The sequence below is a fragment of the Arcicella sp. genome (genome assembly GCF_964672035.1).
In genome coordinates this window covers 20,445-41,263 of the sequence record NZ_CBABQS010000040.1, presented here as the reverse complement: position 1 = coordinate 41,263, position 20,819 = coordinate 20,445, and the positions used below count along the sequence as shown (strand labels likewise).

Annotated in this window: 19 protein-coding genes; 9 read left to right on the top strand and 10 right to left on the bottom strand. The window is 36.2% G+C overall.

Translation table 11 applies throughout. The features are described from left to right. Positions 1-202 precede the first annotated feature (202 nt). A complete protein-coding gene (locus tag AC1W31_RS12200) occupies positions 203-1,285 on the bottom strand; it encodes a glycosyltransferase family 4 protein (protein WP_481734729.1) in 1,083 nt (360 codons plus the stop codon). Between the two features lie 86 nt (positions 1,286-1,371). On the opposite strand from AC1W31_RS12200, the gene AC1W31_RS12195 reads away from it, so the two are divergent. The 6 genes from AC1W31_RS12195 to AC1W31_RS12170 all read left to right on the top strand — a co-directional run bounded on the left by AC1W31_RS12195 (position 1,372) and on the right by AC1W31_RS12170 (position 8,130). Next, positions 1,372-2,604: a M16 family metallopeptidase gene (locus AC1W31_RS12195; RefSeq protein WP_481734728.1), complete on the top strand. Its 1,233-nt coding sequence runs from the start codon at positions 1,372-1,374 to the stop codon at positions 2,602-2,604. Between the two features lie 53 nt (positions 2,605-2,657). Further along, the gene (locus AC1W31_RS12190) at positions 2,658-3,188 is read left to right on the top strand and encodes an ADP-ribosyltransferase (protein ID WP_481734727.1); all 531 of its coding nucleotides are present in this window, start codon (positions 2,658-2,660) and stop codon (positions 3,186-3,188) included. 3 nt (positions 3,189-3,191) lie between these two features. After that, positions 3,192-3,527, top strand: a complete 336-nt coding sequence (locus tag AC1W31_RS12185; RefSeq protein ID WP_481734726.1) for a hypothetical protein — start codon at positions 3,192-3,194, stop codon at positions 3,525-3,527. Positions 3,528-3,550: 23 nt separating this feature from the next. Continuing rightward, the gene (gene hemW / locus AC1W31_RS12180) at positions 3,551-4,672 is read left to right on the top strand and encodes a radical SAM family heme chaperone HemW (protein ID WP_481734725.1); all 1,122 of its coding nucleotides are present in this window, start codon (positions 3,551-3,553) and stop codon (positions 4,670-4,672) included. A 118-nt stretch (positions 4,673-4,790) separates the two neighbouring features. Then, entirely contained in the window at positions 4,791-5,591 is an 801-nt protein-coding gene (gene mtgA / locus AC1W31_RS12175) for a monofunctional biosynthetic peptidoglycan transglycosylase (protein WP_481734724.1), read from the top strand. A gap of 70 nt (positions 5,592-5,661) precedes the next feature. Continuing rightward, positions 5,662-8,130, top strand: coding sequence for a YfhO family protein (locus AC1W31_RS12170; RefSeq protein WP_481734723.1), 2,469 nt, complete (start codon positions 5,662-5,664; stop codon positions 8,128-8,130). A 138-nt stretch (positions 8,131-8,268) separates the two neighbouring features. On the opposite strand, the gene AC1W31_RS12165 is transcribed toward AC1W31_RS12170, so the two are convergent. The 3 genes from AC1W31_RS12165 to AC1W31_RS12155 form a co-directional block, all read right to left on the bottom strand. Next, entirely contained in the window at positions 8,269-9,387 is a 1,119-nt protein-coding gene (locus tag AC1W31_RS12165; RefSeq protein ID WP_481734722.1) for a glucosaminidase domain-containing protein, read from the bottom strand. Positions 9,388-9,548: 161 nt separating this feature from the next. Next, positions 9,549-9,869, bottom strand: a complete 321-nt coding sequence (locus AC1W31_RS12160; RefSeq protein ID WP_481734721.1) for an MGMT family protein — start codon at positions 9,867-9,869, stop codon at positions 9,549-9,551. Between the two features lie 107 nt (positions 9,870-9,976). Next, on the bottom strand, positions 9,977-11,593 hold the full coding sequence (locus AC1W31_RS12155; RefSeq protein WP_481734720.1) for a beta-N-acetylhexosaminidase: 1,617 nt from the start codon (positions 11,591-11,593) through the stop codon (positions 9,977-9,979). 128 nt (positions 11,594-11,721) lie between these two features. Between AC1W31_RS12155 and AC1W31_RS12150 the strand changes: the two genes are divergently transcribed. Beyond that, positions 11,722-12,117, top strand: a complete 396-nt coding sequence (locus AC1W31_RS12150) for a VanZ family protein (RefSeq protein WP_481734719.1) — start codon at positions 11,722-11,724, stop codon at positions 12,115-12,117. Here AC1W31_RS12150 and AC1W31_RS12145 read toward each other — a convergent pair. From AC1W31_RS12145 to thrA, 6 genes are all read right to left on the bottom strand, one after another. Next, a complete protein-coding gene (locus tag AC1W31_RS12145; RefSeq protein ID WP_481734718.1) occupies positions 12,106-13,233 on the bottom strand; it encodes a helix-turn-helix domain-containing protein in 1,128 nt (375 codons plus the stop codon). The genes AC1W31_RS12150 and AC1W31_RS12145 overlap by 12 nt on opposite strands. A 68-nt stretch (positions 13,234-13,301) precedes the next feature. Beyond that, positions 13,302-13,739: a DoxX family protein gene (locus AC1W31_RS12140; protein ID WP_481734717.1), complete on the bottom strand. Its 438-nt coding sequence runs from the start codon at positions 13,737-13,739 to the stop codon at positions 13,302-13,304. Between the two features lie 49 nt (positions 13,740-13,788). Next, on the bottom strand, positions 13,789-14,505 hold the full coding sequence (locus AC1W31_RS12135) for a hypothetical protein (protein ID WP_481734716.1): 717 nt from the start codon (positions 14,503-14,505) through the stop codon (positions 13,789-13,791). Positions 14,506-14,724: 219 nt separating this feature from the next. Further along, a complete protein-coding gene (locus AC1W31_RS12130) occupies positions 14,725-15,660 on the bottom strand; it encodes a homoserine kinase (protein WP_481734715.1) in 936 nt (311 codons plus the stop codon). A gap of 430 nt (positions 15,661-16,090) precedes the next feature. After that, positions 16,091-16,243 carry a hypothetical protein gene (locus AC1W31_RS12125; RefSeq protein ID WP_481734714.1) on the bottom strand — a complete coding sequence of 51 codons (153 nt, stop codon included), beginning with the start codon at positions 16,241-16,243 and terminating at the stop codon, positions 16,091-16,093. A gap of 49 nt (positions 16,244-16,292) precedes the next feature. Beyond that, complete coding sequence (thrA, locus tag AC1W31_RS12120) at positions 16,293-18,749, bottom strand: bifunctional aspartate kinase/homoserine dehydrogenase I (RefSeq protein WP_481734713.1); 2,457 nt, start codon at positions 18,747-18,749, stop codon at positions 16,293-16,295. Positions 18,750-18,942: 193 nt separating this feature from the next. On the opposite strand from thrA, the gene AC1W31_RS12115 reads away from it, so the two are divergent. Continuing rightward, positions 18,943-19,449, top strand: coding sequence for a DUF2237 family protein (locus AC1W31_RS12115; RefSeq protein ID WP_481734712.1), 507 nt, complete (start codon positions 18,943-18,945; stop codon positions 19,447-19,449). A 197-nt stretch (positions 19,450-19,646) separates the two neighbouring features. Then, entirely contained in the window at positions 19,647-20,765 is a 1,119-nt protein-coding gene (locus tag AC1W31_RS12110) for a vWA domain-containing protein (protein ID WP_481734711.1), read from the top strand. The last annotated feature ends 54 nt before the right edge of the window (positions 20,766-20,819 follow it).

Here is a 20,819-nt window from a genome sequence, read left to right as displayed (position 1 = left end):
CCCTCAGAGCCTTGAATCGTCCCTTGGGTCTTTAACCCAGCACAGTACATTAAGGTACTTCTGAGGGGATGGTTTTCTCACTTTGAGAAATTATTTGAAATTACTTTTTTCTTGGAAAAATTCAACAGCACAAACCTAAAAGCACAGTCCTGTCGATTATTTACTCATGGCATGACTCAAAGTCATGCCATGAGTGTTAGTTTTATAATTTTTGATAAAGTTCATTTAATTGTCTCGCAACTCGTTCCGCAGAAAACTGTTTAACGTGTTTTTGCCCAGCTTCAACCAATTGGTTTTTTAAGTTTTTATTAACCAATACTTGCAAAATTTTATTCGATAAATCATTGATATCTACAGGATTAGCGTACAAAGCTCCTTCGCCCCCAGCCTCTTCCAAGCATGAACCCGTCGCTGCTACCACGGGCACACCAGAATGTAATGCCTCCACAATCGGGATACCAAACCCTTCAAAAAAGGAAGGATAGACAAATAATTCTGCGCCTTGATAAATAGCGGGCAAATCTTGAAAAGGCACTTTATTTAAAATCTTTACATGATGAACACGATTTTCTTTGATATACTTTTCAATCTGGTCTTGGTATTTTGAATGACCGCCTACCAAAATTAATTCATAATTGCTAAGGTTTAATTTATGAAAAGCGGCCACTAAAATTGCCTGATTTTTCCGCTCAATAATTGTTCCCACCGAAAGGATATATTTTTTCTTGATTTGGTATTTTTCTTTAACTTTATCAAGGTTTTCACCATTCAATTTTACTTGAAACGCCACATCACAATCTTGATAAATCACGTGGATTTTTTCTGGATTAATTCCGTAGAAATTAACAATATCTCGCTTCGTTTGTTCGCTCACTGCCACAATAGCATCCGTATTTTTACAGGCTTTTCGGAATTTAATTTTGTAGATGAACGTATCAAAAAATGGGTAAAGCTTTGGGTATCTTTCAAAGATTAAATCGTGGATAGTTACCACCGTTTTGATACCCGAAGGCATTTTTCCGAAGGGCAATTCGTTACTTAATCCGTGATAAATTTGGATTCCGTCACGTTGTAAGTCGTTCTTAATGAACCAACTACGCCAGAGAAATTTCTTTTTGGGCGTTATTGCTTTAATGCCAATTTCTTTGTCTGATAATTTAGGTGAATACGCAAAATATTCGTTTTGCGGAAAATATTTCAACAATCCTTCCATCACGAAACGACTGTAATTTCCTAAACCTGTATTATTATGAAATGCCCGTTTGGCATCGAAACCTATTTTCATTTTTACACTCATTGAATCATTCAGCTATAAAATTAGTTAAATTTGTAGTTATCTTCTACGATTTTGAAATCGTCTTAATTTTTTTAATGGAATCAATCAATCAACATACTTTGCCCAACGGCATTCGAGTCGTGCATCGGCAAGTTACGCATACTACTATTTCACACATCGGGATAATGCTCGATATGGGAAGTCGGGACGAAAAACCTCACCAACAAGGGCTTGCTCATTTTTGGGAACACATGGCTTTCAAAGGCACTCAAAAACGCTCTTCTCTCCAGATTATCAACCGTTTAGAGATTGTTGGCGGTGAATTAAATGCTTATACCACCAAAGAAAAAATCTGTTTTCACGCTTCCGTGCTCACGCCTCATTATGAACGTGCCTTGGAACTTTTGGCGGATATTACTTTCCGTTCAACCTTCCCCGAAAAGCAAGTTGAACGTGAACGTGGCGTAATTTTGGAAGAAATGGCGATGTATTACGACTCGCCCGAAGATGCTATACAAGATGATTTTGATGAAATAATTTTTGCGAATCATCAATTAGGAAAAAACACACTCGGAAATCAAGAAAGTGTGTCGAATTTCACGAGACAAGATTTATCAAATTTCATTTCCGAAAACCTTGATACAGAACGAGTTATCTTTTCATCCATTGGAAATATTCCTTTCAAAAAAGTAGTACAATTTGCCGAAAAATTCTTCAAAGATATTCCCGCAAAAAGTTCTGATTTAGTAAGAATTGTGCCAAATGTTTATGTACCGCAAATTCAAAGTATTACCAAACCTATTTCACAGGCACACGTTGCCATTGGTCGCACAGCTTATTCATTGACGGACAAAAACCGTTTACCTTTTTTTATGTTGGTAAATTTATTGGGCGGTTTTGGCATGAATTCTCGCTTGAATTTAGCCGTCAGAGAGCGCAACGGCTTGGTTTATTCCATTGATGCGGGTTATACGCCTTTTATTGATACGGGTTTTTGGGGAATAAGTTATGCCACGGAAGTGAAACGATTGAACAAAGTTAATTCATTGATTTTAAATGAATTACGAAAATTCAGAGAAGTTTCCTTAACAAAAACACAACTTCAAAATACCAAAGACCAATTGATGGGGCAAATGGCAATGTCGGAAGAAGGAAACATGAGTTTTATGTTGATGATGGCAAAAAGTTTGTTGGATATGAACAGGATTGACGGCTTGGAAGACCTTTTCGTACAGATAAAAGCCGTGACCGCTCCACAACTACAAGACCTTGCAAATGAGATGTTTAGGGAAGAAGATTTGAGTTATTTGACTTTTTTGCCAGAGTGAAATCTTCATTATTCTTTGTATATTTGTCTTAGCAACTACATTTTAGAAACTCTATGACATCGGAAGAATACGCTAATAAATACTTAGAAAATGAACTTAAAATCATTGAAAATTCTGAGAGGAAAATCGTTTTACCAGAATTAACCATTTTTGAAAAAGCTATAATCTATAAATACTCAGATGATGGATATCAAGATTTGAATGAGAATTTAAGAATTAATAATGGAGCAAATATGCCTATTTTTGGAAAATTATTATCTGAATGCTTAGATAAATTACCCAATTTTGTTGATAATATTTACAGAGGTGTTGATTTGACAACTAATGAATATAATATGTATTTGGAAGCATATTTAAATGATGAAATAATTAACGAGCCCTTTTTTACTTCCACCAGTAGAAGTATATTAGTGGGAAATCAGTTTGGTAATATACATTTTGAAATATTTTGTCAAACAGGTAAAAATATTGAACATATCGCAAAACACCCTATGGAAAAAGAGATATTACTTGGCAACAATTGCAAATTTAGGGTTGTTATGGCAAACGAAATTGAAGGGAAAATCAAACTTATTGAAATTTAGAAAATGGGAACTTTAACGAAAGAAATACACTCATCCGAAATCATATATACACCTACATTTTCTCAGGTGGTAGCAAACTATTCATTTGATGAAAAGGACAAAAGCCTTGAAATTGAATGGATTGAGGTAGAATTAGCTTTTGTCAAGCAGAAATTGGCAACTGGTGCATCTACTTTGCAAAGAACAACAATTGCTCGATTAATGGATTTAGTTCGAGAATTAACACTCAAAAAGGAATATTTACAGGAAGGGCTATCATTAACCCTTTCCAATACTCCTGATATCTCAGCATGGCGATTACACAAAAAATCGCAATCAGGTTTTGAATTAAAAGATTGATAATCTGACCATTTCTTCTCAAAATGCACCTATACCTCCATATCCCCTTCTGCCGACAGGCTTGTTATTATTGTGACTTTCATTTTAGCACTTCTTTAAAGGCTAAAAGTGAAATTGTGCAAGCAATTTGTCATGAAATTTTCTTGCAAAAGGATTATCTTCAAGACAAAAATTTAGAGACCATTTACTTCGGGGGTGGTACGCCTTCATTATTGGAAGAAGCTGATTTTATCCAGATTTTTGAGACTATTTCTAAGCATTTCAACATCAAATCAAATGCAGAAATAACCCTCGAAGCCAATCCCGATGATTTGACGAAGGAAAAACTGCAATTATTCAAAAAATACCATATCAATCGGTTGAGTATTGGCATCCAATCTTTCCACGAACCGCATCTAAAAAGTCTCCATAGAATTCATACCAGTCAAGAAGGCGAAACTTGCGTTAAATTATCACAAGATATTGGTATTCAGAACCTTACGATTGATTTAATCTACGCAATTCCTGCTGAAAGTCATAAAATTTTTGAGTTAGATTTACAGAAAGCAACGGCGTTAAATACCAATCATATCTCCGCTTATTGCCTCACAATCGAACCCAAAACCGTTTTTGGAAAATGGTTAAAACAAGGAAAAATACAAGTAATTGATGATGATTTTGCGGCTACTCAATTTGATATGTTGGTCAGTCATTTAGCTCAGAATGATTTTGAACAATACGAAATTTCAAATTTTGCCAAAAAAGAACATTATTCACGACACAATACCAGTTATTGGAAACAAGAAGAATATTTAGGAATTGGCCCGTCGGCGCATAGTTTCAACCACGTAAGTCGGCAATATAATGTGCCGAATAACACAAAATACGTCAAGGAATTACAACAAAATATCGTTCCTACTGAAATAGAAATTTTGACCATTGAAGACCAAGTAAACGAATATTTATTAACGGGTTTGCGGTCAAAGTGGGGTTGTGATATTCATAAAATCAATACGTTATCCAATCAATTATTTCAAAAGCAAAATGCTTCTGAATTAGAAAAACAGATTCGGGAAGGTTTTTTGATAATTGAAAACAATACACTCTTATTGACTTACAGAGGAAAACTATTTGCGGATAGAATTGCGAGTGATTTGTTTCTGTAATGGCAACCACATAGTATGTTTAGAAAATCAAGAAAATTTAGGGCAAAAAGGGTTTTAAATTCTGTATCTAACACAAAAGAATCGTAATTTTGTGGTTAAACCGACCAACAAATCCACAATGGCAAAAAATACGTTCAAAAATTCCTTTCCTTCCGAAGAAAATCGACAAAGCTCACAACCCAAATTGAGTCGTTGGCAACGCTTTGAGGATTTTGGCGAACATTATCCAATTGTGCAAATCATTCTCATTAACTTTATTAAGTTTATTCTCTACGGCATTGGCGTTTCTCTGGTTACGGTTATTCTCTTAAAATTCGTTCCTGTGTGGATAACACCCACGATGATTGACCGTAAATTCACCGCACTATTCAACGGTAAAGATTCCGAAATCCATTCGGATTGGGAATCTTACGATAATATTTCTAAAGAAGCTGCCTTGGCAGTTATAGCCTCAGAAGACCAACTTTTTCCCTACCATAACGGCTTTGATTTTGAAGCAATGTACGGCGCATTTCGTCATAATTTAAAAGGGAAACGTATCAAAGGAGCCAGTACGATTTCTCAACAAGTAGCCAAAAATGTTTTTCTTTGGCAAGGCAGAAGTTACATCAGAAAAGTTTTGGAGGTTTATTTTACCTTTTTGATTGAAGTGATATGGGGAAAAGAACGCATTTTGGAAGTGTATCTAAACGTAGCCGAAATGGGCAAAATGACCTTTGGCGTTGAGGCCGCTTCCCTGCGATTCTACGGACATGGGGCAAGCAGTTTATCCCGCACCGAAGCCGCCCGAATTGCCGCAGTTTTACCAAGTCCAAACCGTTTTTCTATTTCAAATCCTTCCAATTATGTGCAGCGACGGACAAATTTTATTGTACGACAAATGCGTGGTTTGGGTGGGAAGGCTTATTTGAGATTTTAATCTCTCGATAATATTTTGGCATAAAATTTGGTTAAATTTAGGATATAAATTAACCAAGTCCTTACCCAAAATGGCTAAAAACAAACAAAATTCTCAAAGCATAAAACAAACCGAATCTACGAAGAAAGTAGAAACAGAAATTACACAAAAGCCTGTTGGTCAGAGTATTATTGCTAAATATACGTTTCAGATATTTACCTTATGCTTAATCCTGACGGGTTTTTTCATTTTCAAGGATTATTTATTGGGTAAAGCGGCCTACCAATTTAAAGATATTGGAAGTGATTCTATTAACCTTACACAAACAATTTTAGTATGGCTGCACGATTATTGGCGAACCGAAGGAATGCCAAGTTGGTCGTTCCAGCAAGGGATGGGGCTAAACCTTTATCCATTCTTTTTTGATCAGTTCTTCTGGATAATTCCATTTTTCAGCAAAGAAAATATCCCTTTTGCTATCGTCTGGGTAACTTGGTTTGAAGTCATGGCCGCAGGTGCAGTATTTTATTATTATCTTAAAACCCTCAGATTAACAGCGCTATCCTCTCTCATTGGCGGACTCTGCTATGCATATTGTGCTTACGGAATATTGTCTTCAACTTGGGTCAACCGATTTGAAATTGAATTATTCAACAACGCTCTTCTATTATTAGCCTTAGAGCGATTTATTCAAAAAAAATCATGGTGGTTGATTCCCACAACCATTGCATTAATGACTATTGATATGCCTTTTAATCTTTATCCATTTAGTTTTTTAATCTTAGGGTATTGTATATTTAGGCACTTAATTATTGAAGGAAAATTCACCTATAATATTCTCACTACCTTAATTTGGATGCTATGTTTAGGAACATTAGGCGTGGGAATGGGAGCAGTTTTAGGTTTTGGAGAACTTGACCAAATGTTAGATAGTCCCCGTGTAAATGGAGGACAGTCATTTGTAAGTCAATTGATTGATAAAGGGCTTTCTGGTTCGATTGGTAGCAAAGAATTATTAACTTGTATTACTCGTACATTCTCAAATGATATGTTAGGAACAGGTTTAGAATTTAAAGGTTGGAGTAATTATTTAGAAGCCCCCATGTTTTATGTTGGTTTATTTCCGCTCGTTTGTCTTCCTCAACTTTTCTATTTTACAGATACTACTCGAACAAGAATTTATGGATTTTTATTAGTTATAATATTTATTCCAATACTTCTTCCTTTTTTCAGATTTGCTTTTTGGGCTTTTACGGGAGATTATTATCGTACCTATTCTTTATTCGTGGGTATGACACTCCTAACATTAGCAATGAAAGCGCTTAGCAAAATTGAAGAATCAAATAAAATCAATTGGATTACACTCATTTTGACCATTTTAGGTTTTATTGTCTTACTTTTTTTACCCCTTAGCGACGAAGATATTATTCAAAAAAGTATTCGTTCGTTAGTGGTATTATTCCTCATTATCAACGGTATTTTATTATGGGCAATTTCGATGAAAAGTTTTAGAAATATTGCTCAAATTGTCCTATTGATAGTTTTATGTACAGATTTAGTTATTAATTCTTCTCGAACTATCAATATGGCAAATAGAGAAGCCTTAACCAAAGAAGAGTTATCTAAAAAAACAGGTTTTAATGATTACACCAATGAGGCTATTACTTTTATTAAAAATAGCGAAAAATCTCCTTTTTATAGAATCGAAAAAAGCTTCGGTTCTGGACCAACTCGTTTTCAGAGTATCAATGACCCAAAGATTCAAAATTTTTATGGTATCAAATCGTATCATTCTTTCAATCAGCCCAATTATATTCGATTTATGACGGCTCTGAAAGTCGTAAACCCACAAGATGAAAACACTTCACGTTGGTGTTCTGGTTATCCCGCTAATGTGATTTGGCATAGTTTAGTGGGCGTCAAATATTTTATTTCTAAAACCAGTGACGGGCAAATGTTTGGTTATGATTCGTTGAAAACTTTTAATGACATAAAATTGTCAAAAAATCATTTTGCCTTGCCTTTGGGAATTACGTATTCAAATTATATGATAGAGGAAGATTTTTCTAACAATAATTATTCTAATATATATGCTTCAAAAGCGATGTTGAAAGCCTGTATAATTGACAGAAAAATGCTCCCACAATTATCTGAATTACAAAAAATATCAACCATCGACACTTCACAAGTATTTGGTAATGGTGAGTTTGAACAAGATATTAAGAATCTAACCAATGATACTTTACAGATTTCTTCTTTTGGGAATACTAAAATTACTGGAAATATTGATTTAAAGACCAAGAAGATTCTCTATTTATCCATTCCATTTGATAAGGGTTGGCACGCAATGGTTGATGGGAAAGAGGCTGAATTACAGCGAGTTCAATGGGGATTAACGGGTTTAGTGTTGGATAAAGGCAATCATACAATTGACTTAACCTTTACACCTCCCTACCGAAAAGAAGGCACATTTGTTTCGCTATTTTCTTTGGGATTATTTGGGGTGATGTTGTTTGTTAGTAGCAGACGAAAAGGCAAAGAGAAAATTTTGGATGTTTAATATATCACGGGGATTTATCCCGAGAATTATGAGTCCAATCACGGGATAAATCCCTTGGTACATTAAAAAGCCTCAAATAATCAAATTTGAGGCTTTTTACTTTTATTTCTATGTATACTATGTCTCTATGTGGTTGCACTAATCATGTTCAATTAAACCATATTTATCGACTACTCTCATGATTCTATCGGCATAAAACTTGCCTCCTTTGTGGGTATAACCACGTTCGCCGACTGAATATATGAAAGTATAAGCGGCTGAATATTTCTCTACCCCTGAAGCAATTTGTCCACGATAAAATTTGGCAATATCGCTGTAATCACGCTTCCAAGCCCCTGTTTTATGAAGGAAAACTTCTTCTATTAGAAACTCAATACATTCACGTCTCGAACCAAAACGGCGATACCAATTATCGGGGCGACGATTTTCGTCATAAATGATTTGTCCATCGTCTGATTTTTTCAAAATGGCCACTTTTCCTTGGTATTCATCGGGTTGGCCTTTCAATTGATAAGCGTTTGATTCATTCCCCCACCATTGCTTTATTCCGAAGAAATTATTGGCAAAAACGGCATTTCTACTAAATCCATAGCCACTTTCCATGGCAGCCATTGCCATTACAACGCTGGCTGGAATTTGATGTTTTTGTCCCAATTCAACCGCAATAGGCTTGATATCTTCCAAAAATGCACGGGCCTCATCTTGCGTAGGGTGTCCGATAGCAGTTCCATAAACATTCTGATTTTTTCCTAAAAAGGGGTCTTCAAAAGGGGTTGGATTAAATTTCAGTTTGGTAGTTGGCAGTGGATAAGTTGGCTTTGAAATATCGGGTTCATTATTAATGGTGGCCCAACCACTATTAAATTCATTCTGAATAACCACTACACTCCCCAAAGATTTCCCAGTAATCGCAATGTCTCCGTAAGCTACACTCACGGTATCATTTGTGGAAGAAATACCTACGAATCTCAGCTTTTTCGTACTTGGAAAACCAAAGGAAAAACTCAATTCAGCTTTGTTCTGAACGGTTTTTATGGTTCCGAGACTTCCTTTATCCGAAAATATTTTGATTCTTTGGACATTATCGCCCGCTGTGAATAGAAACCTAACCTCCTCCCCTACGGATGCAGAGGGGGTATATTCGACATTAAGACCGATTTTTTTAAGTTTTTGGTAGGAGAAAGCAAGTAGTACAACTACCAAAAGGCTTAACGAACCCAAGATGCCGCCACGAAGTAAATTCTTTTCCGTCTTCATAAATTTTTCTTAAATCCTTAGCTCTATATCTTTAACTGTCTATGGCGGGAGAAGTTAATTTAACTAAGGTTAAACAAAAACCATGCCGTGAGCAATTGATAATTGACAGTGTACAATGGACAAAAGTTAATCATCCATTGTACACTGACAATTATCAATTATTAAAGCAGTTCCTCTTTCGGAATCCAATAATGGGTTTTAAAATTCTTTATTTTATCGTTTTCTATCGAAATTCCTTCATTTTCAAGTAATTCTTGCATTCGATTTCCTCCGAAGAACGCCTTACCCGTCAGTATTCCAGCACGATTCACTACTCGGTGAGCGGGAATAGTTGGGTCGCCATGACATGCATTCATGGCCCAACCCACAAATCTTGCTCCGCCTTTTGAACCAAGATATTCCGCAATTGCACCGTAAGAAGTAACTCTACCTGCGGGAATAAGCTTGACTACTTCGTAAATGTCTTCAAAGGTATTTTTCATGATGATGTCATTTAAACAAAAAGCTAAAAATAGTCCAAATGAAGGTAATGGAGCTATTTTTAGCTTTGTATTTTAAAAAAATCATTAACGTAAAATTTATTATTTTCTTATTTTTTATCCGACAAAAATCCCTTATAGTAATTCACTTTCAAGTTATCCAAGCGTTTTGCATGGATTTTTAACCGTTTTTCAAAATCTACAAAATTCTTGGTACCCTTTGGCGACCACGCCGTTTCTGCAATGGCGGAGGCACGAGGATAAACCATATATTCTATTCGATTGGTGTCCCACATATATTCTGTCCAGACATTTCCTTGAAAACCGATGATTTTTTTCTGTTGTTCTTCCGTTAATTCTTTTGGAGCTGGGTCGTAACCATACACTCGTTCGACGGGCAAAAATATACCCACATTCATAGAGTCAGCTTTAACGCCCGATTGAAAATAATCCAAATAAACGAACCTATCGGGAGTCATAATAACATCGTGGTTTTGTTTGGCAGCGGCAATTCCGCCTGCTTCTCCTCGCCACGACATAATCGTAGCATTTGGCGAAATTCCACCTTCCAAAATTTCGTCCCAACCAATAATTTTTCTGCCTTTTGAGGTAACAAATTTATCAATTCTTCGGATAAAATAACTCTGTAATTCGTGTTCATCTTTCAAGCCTTCTTTTTTCATCAATTCCTGACAAAACCGACTGGTTTTCCATTGGTCTTTCGGACATTCATCCCCGCCAATGTGAATATATTGACTCGGAAACAAGGCTATAACCTCAGAAAGCACGTTTTCTAAGAAAGTAAACGTTTCCTCTCTCGGGCAAAATACATCATAAGAAACACCCCAAGAAGTCCAAACGTCATAGATTTTATCTTGATTACAGCCAAATTCTGGATAAGCTGCCAATACTGCTTGGGCGTGTCCTGGCATTTCGATTTCTGGAATAATGGCAATAAATTTCTTTTGTGCATAAGCCACCACGTCTTTGATTTCTTCTTGCGTGTAGATTCCACCGTATTCTTTACCATCATATTTTGGCGTTTTTCTATTTCGACCAATCAACGTTTCCTTACGTTTTGAGCTAATTTCGGTCAATTTTGGGTACTTTTTAATCTCAATCCTCCACCCTTGATCATCGGTTAAATGCCAGTGAAAGGTATTAAATTTGTGCAAAGCAAGCAAATCAATGTACTTTTTAACAAATGAAACGGGTGAAAAATGACGAGCAACGTCCAAATGCAATCCACGGTAAGAATATCTTGGGGCATCTTCAATTTTACAGCACGGAATTGTCCATTTTATGCCTTCCGTTTTTGCATCTTTGAAAATTTCGGTTGGCAATAATTGTAATAAAGTTTGCACGCCATAAAATGCACCTTTGTTAGTTTTTGCCTTGATAATTACTTGTTTTGGCAAAACTTCCAAGGTGTATCCTTCTTCCGCAATATTTTCATCTTGAACAAATTGAATTGAATTATTGGATTTTTTTGAAGTATTTATCACTACTTTTTTACTCCAACCACCCACATTATTTAGCTGAGTATTCAGTAATTCTGCTACTTCTTGCCAGTTAGAATTTCCTAAAATAACTGTTTTTTCATTAACTGTAAAAACGCCCGATTGAGCTTCTAATTTTTGGGGAATTGGGATAATATTATACTCATTTTGAGCAAAAGTTGAGAAAGAACATACCCAAAAGGATAATACAACAAAGATTTTTTTCATGATGAATAGTTTTTGATTGATAATACTATTCAAAAGTAAGTCAAAGAAGATGAATAATGAAGGTTAGTTTCATATTTTTGGCGATTATCTTTTATTAATCGGCAATATATTACTTATTAAGAAATTAATTGCCGATTATTTTAAGATTTAGTAATTTTGTATTTATGAAAAATATTGTCAAAATTATTCAATCAAAGTACACAGCCATATTTTGGACTATACTTATTTTTATTCTTTGTACACTTCCGAGTAAACATTTACCCCAAAATAATGACAAAATAAGTCATTTCATTGCCTTTGCAGGATTCACGTTCTTCTGGTTTTTTCAAACTTCAAAATACTGGCTAATTATTCTCACGGCAACAATATATGGAATTGGAATTGAGTTTTGGCAAGGTAATTTACCCGAAAGCTTTCATCGTAATTTTGATTGGTATGATGCTTTAGCAGATGCAGTTGGGGGAATGATTGGACTGCCTGTTCATATATTTTTCGATAGATTAACAAAAATTTTAATCCGATAAAAAATCTTTCGGTGCTTTGCCTGTAAATTTTTTAACCGAGCGATTGAAAGTGGCTTTTGAGTTAAATCCACAATCAAAAGCGATGCCTAAAAGTGTAATATTTTTGTTTTCGGGTAAAAAAATTCGTTCTTGAAATTCTTTTACCCGGTATTCATTTACGAAATCATTAAAATTCTTTCCGAAAGCATTATTTACCACGCCCGAAAGCACTGAGATATTGGTTTTCAGACGATTAGCAATATCCGAAAGATTTAATTCGGGCTGGAGATAGAGTTTTTCATCTTCTATCAATATTAAAATTTTTATTTTCCAATTTTCCAATTCAGATTCATTAAATTTCTCTTTCTGGATATTTTCAATTTTATGTTCTTCCTCTTTAAAAACCAAGCCAGTATTTGGTTGCGCCTGTGCGTAACCCGTAATGGAAACGTAATAAATCAAAGCCACGCCCACCAAATTATCCCACCAATCTTGTTTGAAATCAAGTTGATAAATATTGTCAATAACTAATTTTAACAGGTAAACGATTAGCATTATCACCAAGACAATCAGGAAGTTACGAAACCATTTAAAACTAATAGCATCAGTATCGGAGAATTGTACTTTTGTCCACTCACGATATTGTTGGTACAGTTTTAAGGCACGATAAGCATAATAACAATCTAAAAAAATACCTGTAAACGTTTCTATTTCAGGAATATGCAATGCACCGTGAAAGTTTTTCTCGACCATTTTTACAAAATCTTGCCCCATTGAAAACACTCCTACATGATAAACCGTATGAATGATAAAGGGTAAGAAATTGATGATATCTTTCTTAGAAAAACGAAAATCTTTATCAATTTGACTTTTGAAATAGAAATAACAAAGTGGTGGAAAGGCATATCCAAAATTTCGGGGAAAGAAATTCAGTTCTTTCCACAGAATTTCAATGCCCGAAAAACCAAGCATATATTCCCAAATATTAAACGCCATTCCTACCAAAACCAAACCCAAAAGTACATCTGAAAGACGACCATTTTGCCTACTACGATTCCAGAGTAAAAAGGCATAAATCCAAGCTTGAATAAAGCCAAACCAAAGCGGTGTAGAATAGTAGGACAGATAAATTTCCATTGAGAATTAATAAATTGAAAGTTTCAAAATTAAATATACAAGGTAAACTCATTTTTGAGAAATCAGTTTTAGGCAAGCCATTTTTTAGCAATCAAATGGTCAATTCCAAATCTTCCCGAACCCATCACAATAGCATATATTGAAATCCAAAGGAAGCCCATGGCCGGCAACATTTCCCAAACTTCTCCGCCCCATTTTTGGAAGAAAATAGCCACCAACATCGTACACATTACCATAAATCCTGCAAAACGAGTGAATAAACCAAGCACTAAAAATGCTCCGCCAAATGTTTCCGCTAAAACGGCAGCCCACGCAAAAAAGGCAGGAAAAGGAAAACCATATTTGGTAACGTCCGAAATAAACCAATCTGGACAAGGGAATTTACTTCCGCCGAAATTGACCGCTAAAAAATAACATCCAATAATGCGTGGAAGCGCTAATAATAAGTCGGTGTACCAAGCAGATGTGTGAACAGGTCTAATGATTTTTGAGAATAGATTTTTCATGATTTTTGATGCGGAAAACCGCTTTTAGATTTATAAAATCAATTGATAATTAATTCAATACAACGGTTAAGTCCGACTTTTTATCATCCACCATTAAGACAAGCTTTTCGGTAAATTTGGTATCTTTATCCCAATATTTTCCGCTACATTGATAGACTTTTGTGCCGATTGGAAGAAATACGTATTGCCCTTTAAATTTACCAAGAGACGTGGAAAAGCCCGTTTGCTTATCATTTCCCCAAGGTAATTCATAACGTACGTGAGCCATTGAGGGAAACCATGATGAGCCTTTTATATTAATACCAATTAATTTAAGTCCTTTATTCTTAGCAATGCTTTCAATAGAATTATCGTCTTTTACTTTCTCAAAATTTCGTTGATTCATTTCCGCACGAGCCGCTTCAAGATATTGTTCACGGCTGATTTCGTATTCATTATTGACGTTATACGTTTTACCATTATCTTTTTCTGTTACGACAAAAAGTAGTTCATTTTTACCATTTTTTTCTTGGAATACATACACAGGAACGGGCAGATTTACAGCGTGTGAAGCCAAGCCATTTAGTCCATAGCCGTAGCCCGCCGTAAATCTTTCTTTTGCAGCACTATAACTTCTAAAGTCAACCATTTTACTTTTTAACGATGGATTTTTGATGGTGAAGCTGACACGAGACTGTTCTATCCGAGCAGGTTCTGTTTGGCCTTGGCTCATGAAAGTGATAAAAGAAAAACAAGCGATGATGATTTTTTTAATTTGCGTTTTCATGTTTATAAATTGTTTATTTGTGAATTAATGGGTCAAAGTTTCACCTTTAAAAACCCCGAAACGCTTTAAAACATGATTTGAAACGTCTTGAATCATGATTTGAGACAACAAAAAAACCTGCAAGAAAAAAAATTCTTGCAGGTTTTCAAGTAGGACAGGATTCTAACCTATCAAATACTAATTATTCCACTAATAGATTAGAGATCTGTCGAACATAAATTATCCCAGAACGACAGGTCCCGCCTGATTAATTCCAGAAACGTAACATTCTGAGCCAATCCCAACTTTGGCAAAACCATCTTGCATGGCTTTCCCAACCCGATTTGCCGTAAATAAATCTTTCGACAAAGCAAACATCGAAGGGCCAGAACCTGAGATTGAACAACCCAAAGCTCCGTTGTCTAATGCCGCATTTTTCACGTCATCAAACTGAGGAATCAAGATTGAGCGAATAGGTTCGATGATTACATCTACCAAACTTCTCGAAATCAAATCGTAGTCGGGCAACATCAAACCAGCGACCAACCCCGCTACATTTCCCATTTGAGTAATGGTATTTTTCAAAGAAATCTCTCTTTTCAAAATATTACGAGCATCCTTCGTATTTACCTCAATGTGTGGATGAACAATGGTAGCGTATAATTCTTGCGGCGTTTTCAATTGAATAATATCCAAGGGTTCGTAAGAACGAATAACCACAAAACCGCCCATTAAACTTGGCCCAACATTATCGGCATGAGCAGAACCGCAAGCGATACGCTCACCTTCCATGGCAAAAGGCAATAAATCTTTTTGAGCCAAAGGTCTGCCCATCAATTCATTAGCGGCAAAAACACCCGCCACCGACGAAGCTGCCGAAGAGCCCAAACCTGAACCCAAAGGCATGAGTTTTTTAAGATTCATTTCAAAACCCTGACCTTCTTCGCCAATGGCTTCTAAGAATTTAATAATGGCAATTCCAGCGGTATTTCTTTCGGCATCCAATGGCAAACGACCGTCGTCACCTTCAATACTAAGAATTTTAACGCCTTTGTGGTTAGCTTTTTTCAAGATTAATTCATCTCCAGGATTATCAACGGCAAAACCGAAAATATCAAATCCACAGGCTACATTTGCCACCGTTGCAGGGGCGAAAACTTTTATTGTATTTGTCATTCTATAATTTTATCCAATTCCAACTTCTTTCAAAAGCTCATTTAACTCATTTTCTTTTATCGTTGATTGGCTACTTTTATCATAAATCGATAAGAGATAAATGGTTTCATTAACAATTTTCACACAAGTAATTACCCTTGCACCGCCTGATTAACCTCTATTTTTTGATTCAATTGCCATTGTGACTTTGTAGCAATCATTTCCTAATCCATCCCCTTGAAGCGGGTTTTATAATAGGGACTCAATAAATATTTTAAAATCGCTATCAATAGAACGATACTTCTTTTTTAAAGCCTTGATATCCTTTGCAAAAGAAGGAATGGCATCTATTTTCATAAATTCTCAGACCTTAATTCAGCCAATAATTCTTGTGCTGATTGCAATTTGATTTTACCTTGTTGATGTAATTCAACTTCAACTAAAGCCTGTTTCAATCCATCAACAAATTCTTGTTGTTCGGCAGTGAGTTTACGTTTTGCTTTTTTTCTAATTCTTCTTTACGCATTTTGATGTGTAAAGAGGAAGCCAATTCTCTAAAGACAGGAATATGGCTGGGCTGAACATTTTCTAATACTAAGTTCATATTATTTGAATTTTATAATCTTAATTTTTCCTTAAAGATAAACAAAAACCTAAGCCAAATAACTCCCAATTGCCACAATATCCGCAAACACACCCGATGCCGTTACTTCTGCTCCTGCTCCTGGTCCTTTAATGACCAATGGGCGGTCGTGGTAGCGTTTTGTGGTGAATGAAATCACGTTATCGGCTCCGTCCATCATATAAAATGGATGCGTTTTTCCGATACTTCTCACGCCGATATTGATTTTATTGTCTTCCAAAGTCGCAATGAATCTCAGCACTTCGCCTTTGGCTTCTGCTTCGTTTACCATTGCTTCAAAATAAGCATTTGAAACCTCTAATTCTTTGAAAAAATCTTCAACGGTTGGGGCTGATTCGCAATTTTCTGGCAATAATTTAGCGATTGTAACGTCTTCTGGTTCTAATTTTAAACCTATTTCACGACCCAAAATCAATATTTTTCTTGCCACATCCATACCACTCAAATCTTCTCTTGGGTCTGGTTCGGTATAACCTTTTATTTTGGCTTCTTTTACGATGTCGGCAAACTTAACGCCCGCTTTGAAATTATTGAAAATATAGGATAATGTTCCAGATAAAACGCCTTCGATTTTCTCGAATCTATCGCCCGAAGAAATCAAACCTTGTAAGGTATTAATGACGGGTAAACCCGCTCCTACGTTGGTTTCGTACAAGAATTTTACCCCTTTTTTCAAGGCTGTTCTATGCAACAAAGCGTAATCTTCGTAACGTCCAGAATTAGCGACTTTATTCGGGGTTACTACCGAAATATTCGCTTCAAATAATCCTAAATAATAGTTATGAATTTCTTTGTTGGCGGTACAATCAGCAAAGACAGAATTTGGTAAATTTAAACGTTTCGCTTCTTCCACAAATGCCCAAATTTCGGCCGATTTTCCTTTTGAATCACGTTCATCTTCCCACGAATCTATGTCAATTCCTTGTGGGTCAATGAGCATTTTTCGAGAATTCATAACGCCTACTAAATTGATTTTCAAGGCTTTATATTTCGACAAATAATTTTCTTGTCCTTGCAATTGTTCTAATAATGCTTTACCGATTAAACCTGTTCCTACCAAGAAAAGATTTAATGTTTTGGCTTGTGAGAAGAAGAACGAATCGTGGATAACATTCAAGGCTTTTGAAATATCTTTCCGTTCAATTACCACGGAAATATTCAATTCTGACGAACCTTGTGCGGTCGCAATAATGTTGATTCCATTTTTACCCAGAACCGAAAATAATTTACCACTCACACCCGTATGACGACGCATTCCTTCGCCCACCACAGCAATTACCGACAAATTTTCTTGAATATCAATGCCTTCTACATCGCCATCGGCAATTTCAGTTTTGAATTCTTCTTCCAATAATGCTTTCACTTCTGCCGATGCCGACGGCTCAATGGCAAAACATATTGAGTGTTCGGAAGATGCTTGCGAAATCAAAATAACGGAGATTTTATGCTTCGCTAAAACGGTAAATAATTTGGCAGAAACCCCCGCCACGCCAATCATACCCGAACCTTGTAAATTGACCAAAGCCAAATTATCAATCGAACTGATACCCGTAATAATGTATTCTGATGGTTCAGCAGCACGATTTACCACGGTTCCAACAAAATCGGTATTGAATGTATTGAGAACTCTAATCGGAATATTTTTGGCAAAAGCAGGTTGCAACGAAGGTGGATAAATCACTTTTGCGCCAAAATGCGTCAATTCCATTGCTTCCGAATACGTGATTGTCGGAATGGTGAAAGCATTTTTTACTTTGCGTGGGTCGGCGGTCATCATGCCGTCCACATCCGTCCACATTTCGATTTCTTCGGCATTTAAAGCCGCCCCAAAAATTGAACCTGTATAGTCAGAGCCTCCACGACCAAGTGTTGTGGTTTCGCCTTTTTCAGTCGAACCAATAAAACCAGTAATTAATTGTAGTGATTTTGTTTTCGAGAAATACGTTTGAATTTGAGCATTTGTTACCTCAAAATTTACCGCTGCCATATTGAAATTACTGTCGGTACGAATGACTTTACGAGCATCTAAGAACTGACAATCAACACCTTGTGCATGAAGAATTTCATAAATCAAAGTGGTAGAAAGACGTTCTCCGAAACTGACGATAAGGTCGGATGTTCGGTCAGAAATTTCACGAATCAACGAAACACCTTTCAGTAAATCTTCTAATTCGTTGATAGTGGTACGGATATTTGCGAATACTTTCGACTGAGATTTTACGTCAATTAAGGCACGTACAACTGTGAAATGACGATTTTCAATCTCTTTAACTAAGTCGAAATAGGTGGTATCTCCTACCGACGCTAAATCTCCTGCTTTCAATAATTGGTTGGTTACGCCACCCATTGCTGAAAATACTGCTGCAACTTGCTCACCTTTTGCCTGTTTGCTTTTGATGATGCCTAACACTGCTTGGATACTGTCAATAGTACCACAAGAAGTTCCTCCGAATTTTAATACTTTCATTTATTTTAGTGAATAGTTTCCCTATTCCTGCTTGGATTATCTGCTTTACAACAGCAGGTTTCATTTATTATGTTTTATTAGCAACAAATATACCCATAAAAGCCCTCAACCTCAAAGCAGATAAAGGCATTGTTTCCAAAGAGCACAAACAATATACCTGCACATTCGTTTTATTAGTGTAAAATTTAAGTATATGAATAAGATATTTATCTTGGGTTTTCTCTTTTACACGAACCTCTGTATAGCACAAAATAAAACCCTTGCCAATCAATCAAAAGCGGGTTGTGGACCTGTGACTGAAACAAATCTGAAAAAGAAAATGGAAAATCAAGCGAAGAAAGACGAGAAAAATGTACTTGGTACAGAGTTAAAAATAGCTGGCACATCGCCCATCACGGGATTTTATAGAGACGGCTTTTGCTCAACGGGAACCGCCGACCGAGGTATTCACGTAGTGGCAGCCATCGTTACGGACAAGTTTTTACAATACTCAAAAGCCCGTGGCAATGATTTAATTACGCCTTATCCAGCCTACGGATTCCCAGGGTTGAAGGCGGGTGACAAATGGTGCTTGTGTGCCGCTCGTTGGAAAGAAGCCTACGATGCTGGGGTCGCTCCGCCCGTTGTCTTGGAAGCAACGCACGAAAAAGCCTTGGAATATGCCACTTTGGAAGAATTGAAAGGCGAAAAGATTAAGTAGGTAAGAACTTGTAAGAAATATTCGTTGTTATTCCAGTAACCATTAGACCACGGATGACACGGGTTTAACAGATTTTCACGGATAAAAAATTTGATTTATATTAATTTTTCAACTCAATTGATTATTTCATTGAATTAAACAATTAAAAATCCGTCCAATCCTTGTCATCCGTGGTCTAATAAATCCTAAATCAAAATATGCTCGGCTATCGTTTCTCAGAATTTATACCCTCCGAACAGGAAGATGGCAAAAAAGCCAAGTTCGACCAATTGCTTGATATTTTCAATCAATTAATCACGATGACTGCGGGGAACGTATCCGAGGCTTTGTCGTGGATTACGCAATTGGATAAGCAATATAACCTCACCGATGAATCTTACGGAATTGCCGATTTTATCCAAGATTTAAAGGATAAAGGCTATATCAAAGAAGAAAAAAACGAAGATGGACAGGGGCAACAAGTCCTCACGGCAAAGGGCGAGCAATCAATTCGTAAACAATCGTTGGATGAGATTTTCGGTAAATTGAAGAAAACCAACAATTCTGGCAATCACCGCACGCCCTATCAAGGCACGGGCGATGAAAATAATACCGACCGCCGAGAATTTCAATTTGGGGATTCGATGGAACAAATTGCCATGACTGAATCCATCCGAAATGCGCAGATTAATAATGGCGTTGAGAATTTTATGCTTACTGAAAATGACCTCGAAATCATGGACAAAGAGTATAAAGCCCAAACTTCTACGGTATTGATGATTGACATTTCGCACTCAATGATTCTTTACGGTGAGGATAGAATTACGCCCGCAAAAAAAGTAGCAATGGCCATGGCAGAACTCATTATGACCAAATATCCAAAAGATACGTTGGACGTAATTGTGTTTGGAAATGATGCTTGGCAGATTCAAGTGCGTGATTTACCGTATTTAGAAGTTGGCCCTTATCATACAAATACCGTGGCAGGATTGGAATTGGCGATGGATTTATTGAGAAGAAGAAAGAATAAGAACAAGCAAATTTTCATGATTACTGACGGCAAACCAACCTGTTTGAAAGAAGGAATCAAATATTATAAAAATTCGTTTGGCTTAGACAAAAAGATTCTGAATAAAACGTTAACCTTGGCGGCTCAATGCCGTAGATTGAAAATTCCAGTAACCACTTTCATGATTGCGAGAGACCAATATTTGAAAGAATTTGTGCAGGAATTTACCAAAATTAACAATGGACGAGCGTATTATTCTTCGTTGAAAGGTTTGGGGGAGTTTATTTTTGAGGATTATGAGAAGAATCGGAAGAAAGATGTTAGATAATTAACAATTGAAAATGGATAATTGAAAATGGACAATTGATAATTATTCATTTTC